Origin of the sequence: Nitrobacter hamburgensis X14 (genome assembly GCF_000013885.1) — a bacterium.
GTDB lineage: Bacteria > Pseudomonadota > Alphaproteobacteria > Rhizobiales > Xanthobacteraceae > Nitrobacter > Nitrobacter hamburgensis.
Map to the genome: position 1 here is coordinate 3,839,859 of NC_007964.1, position 16,826 is coordinate 3,856,684.

The 16,826-nt window shown below is 63.3% G+C and carries 16 protein-coding genes and 1 tRNA gene; 8 read left to right on the top strand and 9 right to left on the bottom strand.

What is annotated here, in order from left to right:
• Positions 1-48: 48 nt before the first annotated feature.
• On the top strand, positions 49-1,020 hold the full coding sequence (locus tag NHAM_RS17910) for a S1C family serine protease (RefSeq protein ID WP_011511862.1): 972 nt from the start codon (positions 49-51) through the stop codon (positions 1,018-1,020).
• Between the two features lie 75 nt (positions 1,021-1,095).
• On the opposite strand, the gene NHAM_RS17915 is transcribed toward NHAM_RS17910, so the two are convergent.
• Positions 1,096-1,548, bottom strand: a complete 453-nt coding sequence (locus NHAM_RS17915) for an RrF2 family transcriptional regulator (RefSeq protein ID WP_011511863.1) — start codon at positions 1,546-1,548, stop codon at positions 1,096-1,098.
• Positions 1,549-1,651: 103 nt separating this feature from the next.
• On the opposite strand from NHAM_RS17915, the gene NHAM_RS17920 reads away from it, so the two are divergent.
• Together NHAM_RS17920 and NHAM_RS17925 are read left to right on the top strand one after the other, a co-directional pair.
• Positions 1,652-1,846 (top strand): hypothetical protein, encoded by a 195-nt coding sequence (locus NHAM_RS17920; RefSeq protein WP_041358329.1) that lies wholly within the window; start codon positions 1,652-1,654, stop codon positions 1,844-1,846.
• Complete coding sequence (locus tag NHAM_RS17925) at positions 1,843-2,265, top strand: group III truncated hemoglobin (protein ID WP_011511864.1); 423 nt, start codon at positions 1,843-1,845, stop codon at positions 2,263-2,265. The genes NHAM_RS17920 and NHAM_RS17925 overlap by 4 nt, the downstream gene beginning before the upstream one ends.
• 7 nt (positions 2,266-2,272) lie before the next feature.
• On the opposite strand, the gene NHAM_RS17930 is transcribed toward NHAM_RS17925, so the two are convergent.
• Positions 2,273-2,944, bottom strand: a complete 672-nt coding sequence (locus tag NHAM_RS17930) for a DsbA family protein (RefSeq protein WP_049769371.1) — start codon at positions 2,942-2,944, stop codon at positions 2,273-2,275.
• A 6-nt stretch (positions 2,945-2,950) separates the two neighbouring features.
• The gene (locus tag NHAM_RS17935) at positions 2,951-3,424 is read right to left on the bottom strand and encodes a hypothetical protein (RefSeq protein WP_011511866.1); all 474 of its coding nucleotides are present in this window, start codon (positions 3,422-3,424) and stop codon (positions 2,951-2,953) included.
• A gap of 252 nt (positions 3,425-3,676) precedes the next feature.
• Between NHAM_RS17935 and NHAM_RS17940 the strand changes: the two genes are divergently transcribed.
• Positions 3,677-3,931 (top strand): PsiF family protein, encoded by a 255-nt coding sequence (locus NHAM_RS17940; protein ID WP_011511867.1) that lies wholly within the window; start codon positions 3,677-3,679, stop codon positions 3,929-3,931.
• Between the two features lie 114 nt (positions 3,932-4,045).
• Here the strand turns inward: NHAM_RS17940 and NHAM_RS17945 are convergent, their stop codons facing one another.
• Positions 4,046-4,600, bottom strand: a complete 555-nt coding sequence (locus tag NHAM_RS17945; protein ID WP_049769442.1) for a disulfide bond formation protein B — start codon at positions 4,598-4,600, stop codon at positions 4,046-4,048.
• Positions 4,601-5,020: 420 nt separating this feature from the next.
• Here NHAM_RS17945 and NHAM_RS17950 point away from each other — a divergent pair.
• From NHAM_RS17950 to NHAM_RS17965, 4 genes are all read left to right on the top strand, one after another.
• A tRNA-Leu gene (locus tag NHAM_RS17950) sits at positions 5,021-5,105 on the top strand.
• A gap of 248 nt (positions 5,106-5,353) precedes the next feature.
• Positions 5,354-6,091, top strand: coding sequence for a hypothetical protein (locus tag NHAM_RS17955; protein ID WP_011511869.1), 738 nt, complete (start codon positions 5,354-5,356; stop codon positions 6,089-6,091).
• A complete protein-coding gene (locus NHAM_RS17960) occupies positions 6,039-6,578 on the top strand; it encodes a hypothetical protein (protein WP_011511870.1) in 540 nt (179 codons plus the stop codon). The genes NHAM_RS17955 and NHAM_RS17960 overlap by 53 nt, the downstream gene beginning before the upstream one ends.
• 9 nt (positions 6,579-6,587) lie before the next feature.
• Positions 6,588-8,687: a TonB-dependent receptor gene (locus NHAM_RS17965; protein WP_011511871.1), complete on the top strand. Its 2,100-nt coding sequence runs from the start codon at positions 6,588-6,590 to the stop codon at positions 8,685-8,687.
• 215 nt (positions 8,688-8,902) lie between these two features.
• Here the strand turns inward: NHAM_RS17965 and NHAM_RS17970 are convergent, their stop codons facing one another.
• The 5 genes from NHAM_RS17970 to ppdK all read right to left on the bottom strand — a co-directional run bounded on the left by NHAM_RS17970 (position 8,903) and on the right by ppdK (position 16,614).
• A complete protein-coding gene (locus NHAM_RS17970) occupies positions 8,903-9,493 on the bottom strand; it encodes a hypothetical protein (protein WP_011511872.1) in 591 nt (196 codons plus the stop codon).
• Between the two features lie 120 nt (positions 9,494-9,613).
• On the bottom strand, positions 9,614-10,600 hold the full coding sequence (locus NHAM_RS17975; RefSeq protein ID WP_011511873.1) for an MDR family oxidoreductase: 987 nt from the start codon (positions 10,598-10,600) through the stop codon (positions 9,614-9,616).
• A gap of 48 nt (positions 10,601-10,648) precedes the next feature.
• Positions 10,649-11,902, bottom strand: coding sequence for an MFS transporter (locus tag NHAM_RS17980; RefSeq protein ID WP_041359234.1), 1,254 nt, complete (start codon positions 11,900-11,902; stop codon positions 10,649-10,651).
• A 190-nt stretch (positions 11,903-12,092) separates the two neighbouring features.
• Positions 12,093-13,493 (bottom strand): cell wall hydrolase, encoded by a 1,401-nt coding sequence (locus tag NHAM_RS17985; protein WP_011511875.1) that lies wholly within the window; start codon positions 13,491-13,493, stop codon positions 12,093-12,095.
• Between the two features lie 307 nt (positions 13,494-13,800).
• The gene (gene ppdK / locus NHAM_RS17990; protein WP_011511876.1) at positions 13,801-16,614 is read right to left on the bottom strand and encodes a pyruvate, phosphate dikinase; all 2,814 of its coding nucleotides are present in this window, start codon (positions 16,612-16,614) and stop codon (positions 13,801-13,803) included.
• Positions 16,615-16,826 lie beyond the last annotated feature (212 nt).

Consider the following 16,826-nt stretch of genomic DNA (forward strand, 5'->3'; position numbering starts at 1 on the left):
TCGGCGACAGGACGGCCGCACGGGTCTGCGTCGAACGGAGAAATCCGCATGGCTTCATTGACCGAGTGGAAGGTGCCGGCCGCGGCGCAGCCACACCATGGCGACTACGAATTCGATCTGGACCGCGCGCTGTCCGCGGTGGTTGGGCTGCATTCGATCATTCCGGCCGACGCCTTTACCGCGGACACCCTCGGCGCCGAGCGCGCAGGCAACGGCGTCGTGATCGACGACGGCCTCGTTCTGACCATCGGGTACCTCATCACCGAGGCGGAAACGGTGTGGCTGCATCTCGCCGACGGCCGCGTGGTGCAGGCGGACACGCTCGGCATCGACCGGGAGAGCGGCTTCGGTCTGGTGCAGGCGCTCGGCCGGCTCGACCTCGAGCCGCTGCCGCTGGGTTCGTCGGCCGCGGCCGGACTGAACGACCGGGTCGTGGTGGGCGGCGTCGGCGGCCGGACCCGCTCGCTCGCCGGCCGTATCGCCGCCAAGCAGGAGTTCGCCGGCTACTGGGAATACCTGATCGACGACGCCATCTTCACCCACCCGGCCCATCCCAACTGGGGCGGCGCCGGCGTGATATCGGCGGCGGGCGAACTGATCGGGATCGGCTCGCTGCAACTCGAGCGCGAGCACGGCGGCCAGAGCGAGCATCTCAACATGAACGTGCCGATCGATCTGCTGAAGCCTGCGCTCGACGACCTGCGGAAATTCGGACGGGTCAACAAGCCGGCCCGGCCCTGGCTCGGCATCTACGCCACCGAGATCGAGGACAGAATCGTCGCGGTCGGAATTGCGCCGAAGGGACCGGCTGCCCGCGCCGAACTCCGCACCGGCGACGTGATCCTTGCGGTGAAGGGAGAAAAGGTGTCGGACCAGGCGCAGTTCTACCGAAAATTATGGGCACTGGGTCCCGCAGGCGTCGACGTGCCGCTGACGCTCTATCGCGAGGGGGACATCTTCGACGTGGTGGTGGCATCGACCGACCGCGACCGGATGCTGAAGAAGCCGCAGCTCCACTGATACGGCGCCGCTCGTTTCACCACGTCGATACCGGGCCTACCGGGTGGTGACGATCCAGTCGACCTCATCCCGCATTTATTGCGGCGACGCACCCGGCGGAATGCCGAGCAGGCTCGCAAGACGCGCGCGGGGCGCCACCAGATCGGCCAGCGTATACCCTTCAAGGACCTCCATGAACGCTTCCCGCGCCCGCTCCAGCGCGCGCTTGAGCACGCAGCTCGGATTGATCATGCAGGGCGCATTGACCGGCTTGAAGCACGTCACGATCGCCATATCAGGCTCGGTGGTGCGAATGACCTCGGCAAGGCTGATCGCCTCGACCGGCTTGGCGAGGCGCAACCCGCCGCCCCGGCCGCGCACCGTCTCGATGTATCCGGCCACACCCAGTTGATGAACCACCTTCATCAGGTGGGCCTCGGAAATATCGTAGCTTCCGGCGATCTCGGCGATTGTCGACAGCCCGTCGGATTTGAGCGCGAGGTACATCAGTACCCGCAACGCATAGTCCGAATAGGTGGTGAGTCGCATGCCATGTCTCCCGTTGGGGCCGTCACATAAAAGCTATATTTTAAATATTGCTTTTAGGCAACCGCGGATGTATAGCGGTGTTATCCTTTTGAAGGGAGGTTCCATGAGCTCCGCGAGCAAAAGCCACACGATCAGTGATAGCATTGCAAAGCCCTTTCTGCTGCCGGGAACGCTCGTCTGCAACGCCGTCGGAATCCACGGCAACAACCCCAGCGATTATTCCGACCTGGTCCGCATGTTGGTCAACTCGTTGATCTGGACAGTAGCCGGGGTCATCGTTATGGCTTTCTTCGCATGACGCTCGCGTTCGAAAAAATGGATCATGTGTCCGAGGACGGTATCGTCCGGCTGGTCGACGCCTTTTATACGAAGGTGCGCGCCGATTCCGAACTGGGGCCGATCTTCGAGAACAAGATCAAGGACAACTGGCCCCATCATCTCGAGAAGATGTACGCATTCTGGTCGTCGGTAATGCTGACCACCGGCCGCTACAAGGGCAATCCCATGATGAAGCACATGGTGATACCCGGCATGAGACCGGAGCTGTTCACCCAATGGCTCGCGCTGTTCGACGAGACCTGCGGCGAGCTTTGCGACGATACGGTCCGTGCTGCGTTCATGGAAAAGGCCGAGCGCATCGCGGAGAGCCTGAAAATCGCGGTATTCTATCGACCCGACCGGCCGTGGCCGCCGCAGGCATCGGCGGGCCCGACCTGACGCCGCATCACTTCTTTTTCGCGGCTGCCGCCTTGCGCGCATCCGCGATGGCCTGATCAAACTGCGCCATCGTCAGCGGGCCGGGCACGCGGAATTTTCCGATTATGAACGCCGGCGTCCCGTTGAATCCGAAGGCGGCCGCCTGATCGTTGTTGCGCTTCAAAATGGTATCGATCGTGCCGGCGTTGGCGGCCATGTCCTTCAGCGCGCGATCGACATCGATCGTCGCACCGGCCAGCAGATCGCGGATGCGCGGCTCGGTCAATCGTGAACTGGTGCTCATCAGGGCTTCGTGGGCGGCAATGAACTTGCCCTGGTATTTTGTCGCCAGCGCCAGACGTGACGCATAGACAGAGACGGGCCCGAGGATCGGCCAGTCCTTGAAGATCAGCCGGACCTTGCCGTCGTCGTGCACCACCTGCGCCAGTTCCGGCGCGAGCTTGCGGCAGTACGGACAGTTATAATCGAAATACTCGACGATGGTGACGTCGCCGTGCTCGTTGCCCGCCGGAGGAATCTCCGGATCGCGCAACACTCGCGCCTCGGTCAGAACCTCGTCGGGGACGTCGGCAAGCGCCGGTGCGCGCCCCAGCCCCGCCATTGCCGCCCCCAGGCTGAGGGCGCCGAGCATCCGGCGTCTGGTCGTCGTGATGCTGGTCCGGTCTTGCGATTTGAGCATTGTCGATCAAACGCCCTTCAGCCGCTTGTTGCATTCGCTGTAGTAGCCGCCGCCCTTCATGATCCACTTCAACCCGCCATTGGTGTTGGTGGCCTTGTTGGCCTTGTATTGATCCAGGCAGGTGTGCTCGCGCGCCTTGCCTGCGGACTCGTTGGCATATTTCGGCGACACCGCCGACGGGAAGGTCGCATTGCCGACCGGCGCGGCGGGCGCCGTCGCGGTCCTCGGCGCAGGCCTGGCTGCGGCTGCCGCCGGAGCGCCGGCCGGAGTCGCAGCAGGTGCTGCTGCGGCGGCTCCGCCCGCTCCGCACTGGCTCTTGCGGAAATCATTCCACTTCTGGCCGTTGAGCGTGCCAGCGGATTTCGCGGCCTGATACTTCGCGCTGCATTCCTGTGCGGTCAGCGCCCTGGCGGGCAACACCGAAAGCGCAAGCAGGCCGGATGCCATCAGGGCGCCGAGCAATTTCAGGTGACCTGTCATGTCTGTCCTCCCGGGACATCGAGGATGGGGCCGATATCCTAGCGCATGATCCGCCAAAGTGTGAGCGGTTTGGCGAAACCAGAATCCACTTTTGCTGGTCGCGCTCGAGCGGCCGCCCGCCGTTTCAACGGCGCGCCCGAACCGGCGGTCTAAAAAAATCGGCCGCATGGTTCAGGTCGCCCCGATTCCGTTCAGCCGCCGTTCAGCCGGGCTCCGCGACGGTGACGCCCTCAACAACCCAAGGGGTTTCTCATGACCATGTCTTCCCGCGTCATCGCGATCGTCGCCGCATCGTTGCTGCTTGGTGGAACGGCATTCGCACAAACCATGGCGCCCGCGACGCCCGCGCCGGCTTCAAAGATGGCGCCCGCCACCAAGAAGGTCCAGAAGCCGCACACCGCGGCTTCGCTCGAATGCTCGAAGGAAGCCGACGCCAAGGGCCTGCATGGCAAGGAGCGCAAGAAATTCCGCTCCGAGTGCAAGTCCAAGGCGGCCAAGCCGAACTGATCCGGCGCGTCCGATAGTGTCGGTCGGTCAACCACCACCGACACTATCGGGCTTGCCATCCGGCAGTCCGCACAAGAGCGGTTGATGCCTCGATCAAGCTTACCTGGCCAAAAATTAGCTGGCCGAGGTTACCTGACCCCACCCTGCCCTGACCCAGCCTGCCAAAGCCGCGATACCCCACCCCGCGATCGCCGCCATCAGCAGCGAGATCAGCGCGTTGTAGCCGGCAAGCGACAGGCCGAGGAAGCGCCACTGCACCTCGTCGCAGCGCACGACCTTCACCTTGTCGAGGTTGTCGAGCAGGCCTGCCTTGCCGAGATCGAGCACCGGCCCGGTGCAATCGGTCGGTCCCGGCCAGAAACCCCATTCGACGCCGGCATGATAGGCGCCGAGTCCGGCATTGCCGAGTGCGGCCAGCACGAGAACGGCGAGAGCCGGGATGATGAGGCAACGTGGCGCGCCCTTCGCTGCGGCAAACGCCACGAGCAGGCCGAGGGGGACCGCAAGATAGTAAGCATAACGCTGCTCGAGGCAGAGCGGGCACGGCTGGATGTCCAGCGCGAACTGGAAGAACCAGGCGCCTGCGATCGTCGCCGCAGCGATGAGAGCCACGGCCAGCGCCGCGGCGAAGCCGGTTTTTTTGCCGCGGACCACAGAGGAGGATTTCACGGCGGCATCGGGGTTCACGGCTGGCTCCGGCTGGCTGCTTCGCTTGCGCCATGCGTCGTAACCTCGGGCCTTGCCGCTGTCGAGCCGGTGACCATCACACTGCGGTGTTTCCGGCCGTCGTCTCCGCGCACGCGGGGACCCATACGCCGTGTCGTCACCATTAAGGCACGGCCTCGTGATGCTCGCGACGACGATCCGCCCATTACACCATAAACGTCCAGGATTATGGCTCCCCGCGCGCGCGGGGACGACGGCAAGATGTGGCGCTGCGCATGGCATGCCCCATATCACCGGGTCAAGGTGGCAAGCATCCCTCAGACCACTACCACAGCTTGCCGCGCCGGGTTGACCGGCAGGGAACGACCGCTATAGTCCGCCCGCTTCGCAAGGTCCCCGCCTCTTTCGGCGCGGCCCGCGAATGCCCCTGTGGCGGAACTGGTAGACGCGCTCGACTCAAAATCGAGTTCCGCAAGGAGTGCTGGTTCGATTCCGGCCAGGGGCACCATTCCCGAACTGATTTTTTTCAGACATTGGGGCGGGTTGGCCGGGCGAACGCGGATCGGCGTTTGCCCCGATAACCCGGATCTTGGTCTCCGAGACAATCACCCGCGCACCGGAAGCCTTTCTTGCGAGCATGAGTTGCTTGACTCGTTATATCTACATGGATACAGACGAATAATAGTTGCTTTTTTTGGTTGATAAATTTGGCTTTCGCGCAGGGTCGAGCGCGTCATTCTGAATTGGATCCAGGTCGTGATTCTCGTTGGCATCGACGACACCGATAATCTTGAAAGCCATGGAACGGGCTACCTCTCGCGGCAGTTGGGTGCGCTGATTGCCGCCTCCGGGATCGCACGGGTCGATGAGATTACCCGCCATCAGTTGCTCTTCGATCGCCGTATTCCCTACACATCGCACAACAGCTCGCTGTGTTTGCGGGTTGAACTGCAGTCGGGCGACACCTCCGCCTTGGTGAATATGTGCCGGACCTATCTGCTGGAGAACAGCGCCGTCGGATCCGATGCCGGATTGTGCATCGCGGCCTGGTCCGACGTCCGGCCTGTTGTCGAGGATTTCGGCTTCAAGGCGAAAAAGGAAATCCTCACCCAGGACCAGGCGCGCGATCTGGCGCGCCGCGAGGGGCTGTTTCTCGAGGGACTGACCGGCGATCATGGCGGCGTGATCGGCGCGCTTGCCGCGGTCGGCCTGCGCAAGAGCGGTCGCGACGGTCGCATCGCCTGGCGGCCGGGTCTGCGCGAAACCCGCGGCATTGTGACGGGTGCCCATCTTCTGACCCACTCCGGAATCGATGCCATTCGCCAGGTCCATAGCGGCGAGCCGGTGGACGCATCCGACCGCATCAGCGTCAACCCCTGGCCGCGCGGCGTCATGATCGATGGCCGGGCGGTTCTCCTCGTCGAACCAACAGGAAACCCCAATGAGCAGTGTCAATGGCAGCTCGCCCCAAAGGATATTCTTCGGCAGTACTGACGCGGCGGTCAGCGTAGCTTCCGGTTTCGGCATCTGTCTGATCGCCGGCGGGCTGGTCTGGGCGGTCGACGCCTGGCTGCGGCTGCCGCTGCATCTGCCCGGTTGGCGCGGCCTGATCGTGATGGCGATAGTGGTGGCGGCGCGCGGTGTCACAGGGTTACCGTGGGCGGCCTCCGCCGCCGTCTGCAGCGCCGCCGTTGTCGGCTTCGCCGCTGGTAACATCGGTCCTCACGGCGCTCTGATCTATCTGCTGCCGGGGTTGATCATCGATTCTTTTGGGTTGCTCGGCCCGGCGTGGCGCAGTTCGCTTTTGCGCATCGGCTTTTCCGCCGGCGTCGCGAACGCGGCCAAGTTCATCGGCATTCTCTCCTTCGGCGCCGGCTTTCGGGGCGTCGGATTCCTCCTTCCGCTATCCAGCCATTTCCTGTTCGGCCTGGCCGGCGGCGCTTTCGCTGCATTCGTGCTGATGCGTGCAGGCAGAAAGTGAATCCAAACGATGACACGACACGTTGTCACCGCGATCCTGGGGCTGTCCGCTGTGATCACCCCCGCTAAGGCCGACGAAGAAAACCAGAAGCGTACCGAACCTTATATGCTTGGCGCAATCGTCGTCACCGGGCGGACGCCCGGCCGGACAGAGAGCGGACCTCATTCGGTTAGCGACGGTATCGTCACCGGGCAGGTATCCAACCAGGCGACGGTTGAAAACGCAACGACCGTCACCGACAAGCAGATCGCGCAAAAGGGCGCGCGCAGTCTTGACGAAGCGGTTCGCGCGGTCCCGGGTGTTGTCGTCACGAGCGGCGGCCAGAGCATTCCCCGTATCATGATACGCGGCCTGCCGCCGCGGCAAACGCAGATTTTCCTCAACGGCGTTCCGCTGAATTCCGCTGTCGATGGCCAGTTCGATCCTTCCCTGATCCCGACCGAGAACATCGATCAGATCAAAATCATCCAGGGTCCAAGCTCGGTTCTTTATGGGCCAGGAACGATTGCCGGCGTCATCGACATCATCACCAAGAAGGGCGCGAACGGGATTCATGGCGATGTCGGCACCGAGGTCGGTGGCGGTGGTGCGCGTCGCGGCTACGGCACCGTGTCTGGCGGTTTTGAGAATTACGATTTCTTCGTCAGTGGCAGCCACACGGATCGCGATGCTTTTCTCCTGCCTGACGGCAGTTATCGATCCAACAGCGATAACGAGCAGTCGAACCTTTTCGCCAATTTCGGCACCCACGTCGGCGATTGGCGGCTTGGCGCAACTCTCAGCTACCTGAAGGGTTACCAAGGTCTGGCACCGAACACGATCGCTTCAGGATCCGGGAATCCGTTTACCCCAGGGCAGAATTTCGAACGGTTCGACTCGATCGAGGGACAGTCGGCGCAATTCGATGCCGCCTACGAGCCGGACGGCCCGTTCGCGCTGCGCTTTACGGGTTATCTCAATCAGCTCGACATCCGCGATAGGCGTTTCGACGACGCCACCTACACGACCATGAGCAACCCCTCCGTCAAAACGTTCGACGAGATGATCCGCACCAAGGTCAGCGGCGGCCAAACCGAACTTCGCTACGATCTTGGCGCTTTCGGCAACCTCACGTCGAACGTGGCGATCCGCCGGGAAGCGGACGATCTGTCAGGCATGATCCGCGACGTCGTTCTCCCTAAAAAAGGTAACGGCTCCGGCGGCGGCAGTGGTGGTGGTTCCGGTGGTGGTGGTGGTGGTGGTGGTGGTGGTTCTGGCGCGGGTGGCGGCAACACCTTTGGCTGGCGCACCCTGGATGAATCGCATGAGCTGACGACCACATCGGCCGCTACCGAATATCGCGTCGATCCGCTGCCGCGACTGCATCTGACGATGGGCTATAGCCAGCATTGGTTTCAGCGGCCTGATGCAACGAACACGGGCGCGCAGTGGATGACAAGCCTCAGTTACGACCTGACGCCGGATCTGCTCGCCTTCGGCACTTATGCCCGCAAGGTTCGCTTTCCGACCATCGACCAGCTCTTTAACCCGCAACAGGGCAACACGGCGCTGCGCCCCGAACAATCGGACAACTATGAAGCCGGCCTCGCCTGGACGATCGCGCCGAGAGCACAGTTACGCGCGAGCGCGTTCCACAACGATGTGCACAACTTCATCCTTAACGACCAGATCAATCAGGTCTTCGTCAACCGCGACGTCGTCATCTCCGGCGTTCAGGTCTCGGGTGTCTATTCGCCGCTGTCGACACTGACGTTCCGGCCCGGTTATACCTATCTCGACATGCGCTATCCGTCGTCGGGATTACCCGTCGACTACCGGCCGCGCCATGTTGTTGATATGCTGGTCGCCTATGAACCCTATCCCGGCTTGCAGGTGTCGAGCGACCTCTCCTATTTCATGGACCAATCGGTGGGTTCGAAATCGAACGCCGCCGTGCGGCAGGCGCTTCCCGACTATGCGGTGGTCAACGCGCGGATCCGCCAATCCTTTGGTCACGGCATCAGCGGCTATGTGCGCGCCACCAATCTCTTCAACAGCAAGTACGACTATGCCGTCGGCTTCCCGGCCGCAGGCCGTACGGTCTACGCCGGGCTGGAATATCATTTCTAGAGCCTTTTCGCTTCTGATGGAATCAGAAGCGAGGCTCTATGATTTTGATTTGACGCGTTTTCTTCACGCGAACCGGTATCCATCCTCGGGTCAAGCCCGAGGACATGCTTCGGTCGAAAACGCTATAGGGCTGACTCCAGCCATGCCCGCCGATCGGACGAGGGCAGCGCGTAGCAACGCTACCACCCGGCACGAGTCGATGCGCCCGGCCGGCATCACTCGGTGGAACGGCGAAGCCCCAAGGCACCTTCGACCTTGGCCGGCTTCGCTTCCGGCTTGACGGGGTCGAGCCTGGCGCTCTCGACACGCGGGGTCTCGACACGCGCGGTCACCTCTGTCTTCGACGCGTCGGCCGTGCGCGAAACCTTGCGGCGGGCGTGGGGACGCGCGGCGGCACGCGCCAGCAGCATCTGCCTGCCACCCTGATGGTTGAAGTCGCAATAGGCAAAGCCCATGCCGGAAACCGAACCGCGGAAGCTGCGATCGTTCTTCTTGTCGAGGTTGAAGCACGGCTCGAACGGAAGACCCTTGATCGAGGCGCAAACGGCCTGACCACGCACCTGAAGCGTATTGCCCGGCAGCCTCATGTGGCGAACCGGACCCGAGCCGCTGAACTGCACCGCGCCGGCCGCGCCGCCGTCCTCGAACACCCGGCCGGCGCCGCGTGTGCCGTCGAAGCAGGTGAAGGCGAAAACCTTGCCGGCTACGAACCGCCTAGCCTCGTCGGCAGTCATGATGTGACCGGCCATTGCCGGTGCCGCAATCGCACCTGCAACCAGGGCTCCTGACACGAAACGCGTGAGCATACTGCAACTCCGACAAACTCGAGCGCGGGGTACCCGCCGATGGCTGACGCCTTTACCCCGTGCTTACCATACCAACCGTGGCAACATTGGAGCAGCTTGGTTGGTAAAGTCTGAACATCCCTAGAGAATTTTGACCACGATGCGCCCGCGAACCTCGCCGGCGAGAATCCGGGCGCCGGCCTCGATAACGTCGTCCAGACCGATTTCATGGGTGATTTCAGACAGTTTGGCCCGATCCAGATCGGTTGCCAGCCGCGTCCACGCGGTGTTCCGAAGCTCGATCGGGCACATCACCGAGTCGATGCCGAGCAGACACACCCCCCGCAAAATGAATGGCGCCACCGAGGACGGCAGGTCCATGCCTCCCGCGAGCCCGCAAGCACCGATGGCACCCCGGTACTTCGTCATCGACAGCAGGTTGGCGAGCGTGGTGGACCCGACGCTGTCGATCCCCCCCGCCCAGCGTTCCTTCGCCAGCGGCTTGGCCGGGCCGGACAGTTCGTTGCGGTCGATCACCTCAGACGCACCGAGATCCCTGAGATAACCGGCTTCCGACATGCGTCCGGTGGAGGCGATGACATGATAGCCGAGCCTGGAGAGCACGGCGATGGCCACCGACCCGACACCGCCGGCGGCGCCGGTCACGATCACGGAGCCGTCCTTCGGCGTCAGGCCATGTTTTTCCAGCGCCAGCACCGACAGCATCGCGGTGTAGCCCGCCGTCCCGACCGCCATGGCGTCGCGCGCCGTCAGGCCCGCGGGCAGCGCCACCAGCCAGTCGCCCTTGACGCGGGCCTTTTCCGCATAGGCCCCGAGATGGGTTTCTCCCATGCCCCAGCCGTTGCAGATAACCTTGTCGCCGACCTTCCAGGAGGGATGCGACGACTGCTCGACCGTGCCTGCGAAATCGACGCCTGCGATCATCGGAAAACGCCGCACCACCGGCGCCTTGCCAGTGACCGCAAGGCCGTCCTTGTAGTTCAGCGTGGACCATTCGACGCGAACGGTGACGTCGCCGTCCATCAATTCGGCCTCGTCGAATTGGGTCAGCGCGACCGTCGTGCCTGTCTCGGCCTTATCGATCCGGATCGCCTTGAATGTCGCCACGCTGCCGCTCTCCGAGGCTTGGACGAGCCTTCCGGAAGATTGAACCCATTATGCAGGCTGCGCAACCGCCCGCCGGACCGGGGCTTCGACGATCGGCAGATTGATCAATGCGGACAGCACGCCGAACAGCACCGACAACCACCAGACCGGGGTGTAGGAACCGAAATGGTCGAACACTACGCCGCCCAGCAGCGAGCCGAGAAACCCGCCGACCTGATGGCTGAAGAACGCGAAGCCGTAGAGCGTCGCGAGCCAGCGGGTGCCGAACATCAGCGCCACGAGACTCGTGGTTGGCGGCACCGTGGACAGCCAGGTCAGGCCGGTGACGACGCCGAACGCGACCGCGGAGAATGTCGTCATCGGGGTTGAAATGAAGACCACGATCGACAGCGCGCGGATGAAGTAGATTGCCGACAGGATGTAGCGCTTGGGCATCCTGGTCGAGAGCCATCCGACGCTCAGCGAGCCGATGATGTTGAACAGGCCGATCGCCGCCAGCACCCATCCGCCGGTCTGAACCGACAGGCCGCGATCGACCAGATAGGCCGGCAGGTGCGCGGTGATGAAGGCGAGCTGGAATCCACAGGTGAAGAAGCCGAGCACCAGCAGGACATAGGAGCGGTGGCCGAAGGCTTCCGCCAGCGCGCTCTTGAAAGATTGTTCCGGTGCGGCGGCAGCCGTACTGCCGGTATCGCTTGGCGGAGTCGACAACACGAGCGCAAACGGCACCACAAACAGCATGAGCACCGCAAACACGATCAGCGCCGGCTGCCAGCCGAAATTGTCGATCAGCGCAACGCTGAACGGCGCGAACACGAATTGTCCGAACGATCCCGCCGCGGTGCCGGCGCCCAGCGCGATGCCACGCCATTGCTCCGGCAACAGCTTGCCGAACGCCGACAGCACCAGATTGAACGAACAGCCGGACAGGCCGAAACCGATCAAAAATCCGGCGCCGATATTGAGCGACAACGGCGTGCCCGCATAGCGCATCACCAACAGGCCGGCGGCATACATCAACGCGCCGATGCAAATCACGCGCACGCTGCCGAACCTGTCGGCAATCGCGCCGGCGAAGGGTTGGCCGATTCCCCACAGCAGATTCTGAACCGCGAAAGCCAGCGCGAAAACGTCGCGGCCCCACGAAAACTCGCTGCTCATGGGTTGCATGAAAAAGCCGAAGGCCGAACGCGGCCCGAACGTCAGCATCCCGATCAGGCAGCCGCAGACGATGATCACCAGCGGCGTGCGCCATCCCGCTTCGCGCCCGAGACGCCGAACGCTCTCTTCGGTTGTCGCCATCGAAAAACGTCCATTTGCCGATGCCGACGCACACGGCGGCTCGGCCATCAGCGCCATCCGGCCGGCATCGGCCGAACGTGTAAATTAATGCGTCTGCATGAAAATGTCAGCTCGCGCTGGACAGTAAAGGTCACGGCGCAAGCCTGCGGTGATTGATTTATGTGGAACCCGGGACCCGCTTGCCACGGCCCTACCGCCGGACCGAGCCACCAAGTTCAGCCGAGCTACGAGCCACCTCGGCCAGCCTGGCGGAGATTTCGGCGGTCTGAGCCGTCGTGCCCCAGCTCGGCGCATCGCGACCATCGCCCCACGCGCGCGGACGGTAAAAGGTATGAACGCCGGTGCGGTACATCTTCTTCATTTCGTGGACCCAGGAAGGGTGCACCCAATAGGCGTGATAGTGCGTCGACTTGCCGACTTCCGGCAACCACAGCCGCCCGTCGAGCGTGGCCTTCGCGATCCGGCGGGCGCGATCCCACATGTCCGGCTCGGTGACGACGTCGCGAATGCCGTCGCAGGCGAACGTGAACTGGCAGGCCAGATGACGGTTCGCATTCTGATAGACCACGCCGCATACGGTGGTCGGATAGTAGCCCGAGAACACGCGGTTCATGACCACCTGCGCCACCGCGATCTGGCCGCGGACCGCTTCGCCGCGCGCTTCGAAATAAACCGCTTCAGCCAGGCATTTCTCCTGCTTGGCGCGTTTTTTTTCGTTCTGCAGGCCGAGCCGCTCGGCCGGCGTTTTGACCTCGCCCTTGCCGACCACGGTTTCACCAGCCTTCGCCGAATCCTGCTGGGACGGCACCGATGCCTTCATGTCGGGATCCGCCGCCGGGCCCGGCGTCACGATCATCGGTTCCTCGCCGGGCTGCCAGCGTTCCAAAACGCCGCTCGCGACACCCAGCGACGAACCGCCGAAATACAGGCTTGCCGTCTTGATGGAGAACCCGTCGGTGGAAGGCTGCGGGTCGATGGCTGCATCGTCGGCTTCGTTATGCCGCTTGAGATCGTCGAGCGGCCGCGCCTCGAGCGACAGCGAAATATCGTACTGCGGCAGCGGCGGTGCCTGCAGGGCTTCCGCCAGCTCTGGATCGAGGGCCGCAGGCTCCGCGGCTGTCGCCGTCTTCGCGCCCGCGACCGACGCGTTGGACGTCGCGGGATCCAGCGGCGGCGAGCCTAGCGGCGCAGCGGATGGCGCCGCCGGCGCCGCAATGGTCAGACGGTCGCCTTTCAGCCTCCGATCGACCTTGGGGAAATCCGAAGCCCGATAGCGCGGCGGCGGTCGCGTCAGCCGGTTGCGGGCGATCGCGCCGGCGTTCTGACCATCGATACTTGCAAGCAGGAGCGTGGCCGCGTGCGGCGCTGAGGTGCCTACGGGACGTCCGAAGCTGAAGGTCGCGACCTGAATGGAGCTGACGGCGGAGGCGAAAACACGTTTCTGCCAGCGTTCGGCAACGCCGGGCTGCCGCGCAAGCAGCGAGGCGATATCCTGATAGCCGGTTTCGTTCGGGATCAATGCGAAGAAGCAGAGACCGAAGCCGAAGAGCGCAACACGCGCGCTCTTCAGCTCGTTAAGCAACACAAACATCGATACGCTCACGCAACGCCACACACGCGATCGATCCGCACATTTGGTGCATTTCGATCGATTTCGGTAATATCCAATTAAAGTTGCGAGGGCGTTAATTGGCGATGCACGCGCACCACAGGCAAGGGCGCATCCACGGTCGCGCGCAGATACCGCAAACGTTGGTAAACAACGACTTCGGTCGAATGGTAAAGATCAGGTCAACGCCGGCGGCGGTGAACGGCGCGTGCGGACATGCGCGCGAAGAAATAAAGGCGCAACTGTTATCCACGATGCGGCCAGAAAATTCCCGAATCGAGACAGGCGATCACGCCCTCTTTGCGAGGGTCTTTCCAAGCGCCGCCTGCGCGGCGGCAAGGCGCGCGATCGGCACGCGGTATGGAGAGCACGACACATAGTTCAATCCGATCTCGTGACAGAATGCCACCGAAACCGGATCGCCGCCGTGTTCGCCGCAGATGCCGACCTTGAGGTTCGGCCGGGTCTTGCGGCCGCGCGCGACGCCGATCTTCACCAGTTCCCCGACACCGTTGCGGTCCACCGAGATGAACGGATCGATCTCCATAATCCCCTTCGCGATATAGGTGCCGAGAAAGCTCGACGCGTCGTCGCGGCTGATGCCAAAGGTGGTCTGCGTCAGATCGTTGGTGCCGAACGAGAAGAATTCCGCGGTCTCGGCGATCTCTCCTGCCACAAGACAGGCGCGCGGCAGTTCGATCATGGTACCGACCTGATAGGTCGGCTTGCCGCCGGTCTCGCGCATCACCGACTGCGCGGTCGCATCGATCCGCGCCTTGATCAGATCGAACTCCGCTTTGGTCGCGATCAGCGGCACCATGACTTCGACGGCGACGGCCTTTCCGGTGCGCTTGCCGGCCTCGACCGCGGCCTCGAAGATCGCCCGCGCCTGCATTTCGGCGATCTCAGGATAGACGATCGCGAGACGGCAGCCGCGAAAGCCGAGCATCGGGTTGAATTCGGCCAGACTGCGGGCGCGGTCGGCCAGCCTTCGCGGATCGGTATTCATCGCACGCGCGACTTCCTCGATCTCGGCTTGCGTATGCGGCAGGAACTCATGCAGCGGCGGATCGAGCAACCGGATCGTGACCGGCAGGCCCTTCATGATCTCGAACAGCTCGACGAAATCGGCGCGCTGCATCGGCAGCAGCTTCGACAGCGCGGCGCGGCGCGCCTGCTCGTCTTCGGCCAGGATCATCTCGCGTACGGTACGGATGCGAGTCTCCTCGAAGAACATGTGCTCGGTGCGGCACAGACCGATGCCTTCGGCGCCGAATTTGATCGCGGTGCGCGCGTCGGCGGGGGTATCGCCGTTGACGCGGATGCCGAGCTTGCGCACCTGATCGGCCCAGCCCATCAGCGTGCCGAACTCGTCCGACAGTTCCGGCTCGATCATCGGCATCTGCCCCGCCAGCACCTCGCCAAGCGAGCCGTCGATGGTGATGACGTCGCCGGCCTTGAAGGTGCGGTCGCCGACGGTCATGGTGCCGCGGCCATAGTCGACGCGGATGCTGCCGCTGCCGGAGACGCAGGGCTTGCCCATGCCGCGCGCGACCACCGCCGCGTGCGAGGTCATGCCGCCGCGTGTGGTCAGGATGCCCTCGGCGGCGTGCATGCCGTGGATGTCTTCCGGGCTGGTCTCCATCCGCACCAGGATAACCTTGCGTCCGTCGGCCTGCAGCTTGGTCGCTTCATCCGGGGAAAACGCGATCTCGCCGGCCGCGGCGCCGGGCGAGGCCGGCAGGCCGGTCGCAATCACGTCGCGCGTCGCGTTGGGGTCGATGGTCGGATGGAGCAACTGATCGAGTGAGGCCGGATCGATCCGAGCCACCGCGTCCTTCTTCGAGATCAGGCCCTCATTGGCGAGTTCGACCGCGATGCGCAGGGCGGCGCGCGCGGTGCGCTTGCCGCTGCGGGTCTGCAGCATCCAGAGCCTGCCGTCCTCGACGGTGAACTCCATGTCCTGCATGTCGCGATAGTGCTTTTCGAGCTGGGTGTAGATGCGCGTCAGCTCCTTGAAAGCTTCGGGCATCGCCATTTCCATCGACGGTTTGTCGGAGCCGGACTCCTGGCGCGCCGCCTCGGTGATGTCCTGCGGCGTGCGGATGCCCGCCACCACGTCCTCGCCCTGGGCGTTGATGAGAAACTCTCCGTAGAGCCTGCTCTCGCCGGTCGACGGATTGCGCGTGAACGCCACGCCGGTGGCCGATGTCTCGCCCAGGTTGCCGAATACCATGGCCTGCACGGTGACGGCGGTGCCCCATGATTCCGGAATGGTGTGCAGGCGGCGATAGGTGACCGCCCGCGCATTCATCCACGACGAGAACACCGCGCCGATCGCGCCCCACAACTGCTCATGAGGATCTTGCGGAAAATCCTTGCCGGTCTCGCGTGCAACGGCCGTCTTGTACTTACCCACCGCCTCGATCCAGTCGTCGCCGGTCAGGTCGGTATCGAGCGAATAGCCCTTGGTGTCCTTGAAGGTATCCAGAATGTCTTCGAAATGATGATGCGCGAAGCCGAGCACGACATCCGAGTACATGGCGATGAAGCGGCGATAGCTGTCATAGGCAAATCGCCGGTCGCCGGACATCGCGGCCAGCGCCTCGACGGTCTTGTCGTTGAGGCCGAGATTGAGCACCGTGTCCATCATGCCGGGCATCGACGCACGGGCGCCTGATCGTACCGAGACCAGCAGCGGATTCTTGGCGTCGCCGAACACCTTTCCGGTAATCTTTGCGACGTGGTCCAGCGCCTTTTCGACCTGCTGCTTCAGTTCCTTCGGATAGGATTTGTCGTGCGCATAGAAAAACGCGCATACCGAGGTCGGAATCGTGAAACCGGGAGGCACCGGCAAACCGAGATTGGCCATCTCGGCGAGATTGGCGCCCTTGCCGCCGAGCAGCTCCCTCAGCTCCGCTTTACCTTCCGCCCTGCCATCCCCGAACGTATAGACCCACTTGTCCCTCACCGGCGCCGCCGCCTTTGCTGCCTTATTCGTCGCCTTGCGCGCGCCGCCGGAACCTGGAGCCTTCGCCCGAGGTGTTGCAGATGGTTTTGATTTCGCTGCAGGCTTCTTGGACTTCGAGGCGGCTTTGGCCATGGTATGAAACCATTCCACGTGAAGGAAAGCGTGCGCGCCTTACACCACGTTTTGACGACACCGCGCAAGCTGCGCGGACGCCGTTTCCGCTGCCAGATGATCTCCGCACGATTCCGCTCGCCTTAGAGCCTTCCCGCTGCCGATGGAAACAGAAGCGAGGCTCTATTTTATTTGAGCGTTTTCTTGACGCAAACCGTATGCGTCCTCAGGTC

What these genes read in the sequence shown, in the direction of transcription:
- NHAM_RS17930 (WP_049769371.1), bottom strand. Translation starts at nt 2,944, where the DNA reads ATGCTCAAATCGCAAGACCGGACCAGCATCACGACGACCAGACGCCGG.
- NHAM_RS17910 (WP_011511862.1), top strand. Translation starts at nt 49, where the DNA reads ATGGCTTCATTGACCGAGTGGAAGGTGCCGGCCGCGGCGCAGCCACAC.
- NHAM_RS17980 (WP_041359234.1), bottom strand. Translation starts at nt 11,902, where the DNA reads ATGGCGACAACCGAAGAGAGCGTTCGGCGTCTCGGGCGCGAAGCGGGA.
- NHAM_RS17965 (WP_011511871.1), top strand. Translation starts at nt 6,588, where the DNA reads ATGACACGACACGTTGTCACCGCGATCCTGGGGCTGTCCGCTGTGATC.
- NHAM_RS17920 (WP_041358329.1), top strand. Translation starts at nt 1,652, where the DNA reads ATGAGCTCCGCGAGCAAAAGCCACACGATCAGTGATAGCATTGCAAAG.
- NHAM_RS17970 (WP_011511872.1), bottom strand. Translation starts at nt 9,493, where the DNA reads ATGCTCACGCGTTTCGTGTCAGGAGCCCTGGTTGCAGGTGCGATTGCG.
- ppdK (WP_011511876.1), bottom strand. Translation starts at nt 16,614, where the DNA reads ATGGCCAAAGCCGCCTCGAAGTCCAAGAAGCCTGCAGCGAAATCAAAA.
- NHAM_RS17940 (WP_011511867.1), top strand. Translation starts at nt 3,677, where the DNA reads ATGACCATGTCTTCCCGCGTCATCGCGATCGTCGCCGCATCGTTGCTG.
- NHAM_RS17925 (WP_011511864.1), top strand. Translation starts at nt 1,843, where the DNA reads ATGACGCTCGCGTTCGAAAAAATGGATCATGTGTCCGAGGACGGTATC.
- NHAM_RS17960 (WP_011511870.1), top strand. Translation starts at nt 6,039, where the DNA reads ATGAGCAGTGTCAATGGCAGCTCGCCCCAAAGGATATTCTTCGGCAGT.
- NHAM_RS17985 (WP_011511875.1), bottom strand. Translation starts at nt 13,493, where the DNA reads ATGTTTGTGTTGCTTAACGAGCTGAAGAGCGCGCGTGTTGCGCTCTTC.
- NHAM_RS17915 (WP_011511863.1), bottom strand. Translation starts at nt 1,548, where the DNA reads ATGCGACTCACCACCTATTCGGACTATGCGTTGCGGGTACTGATGTAC.
- NHAM_RS17935 (WP_011511866.1), bottom strand. Translation starts at nt 3,424, where the DNA reads ATGACAGGTCACCTGAAATTGCTCGGCGCCCTGATGGCATCCGGCCTG.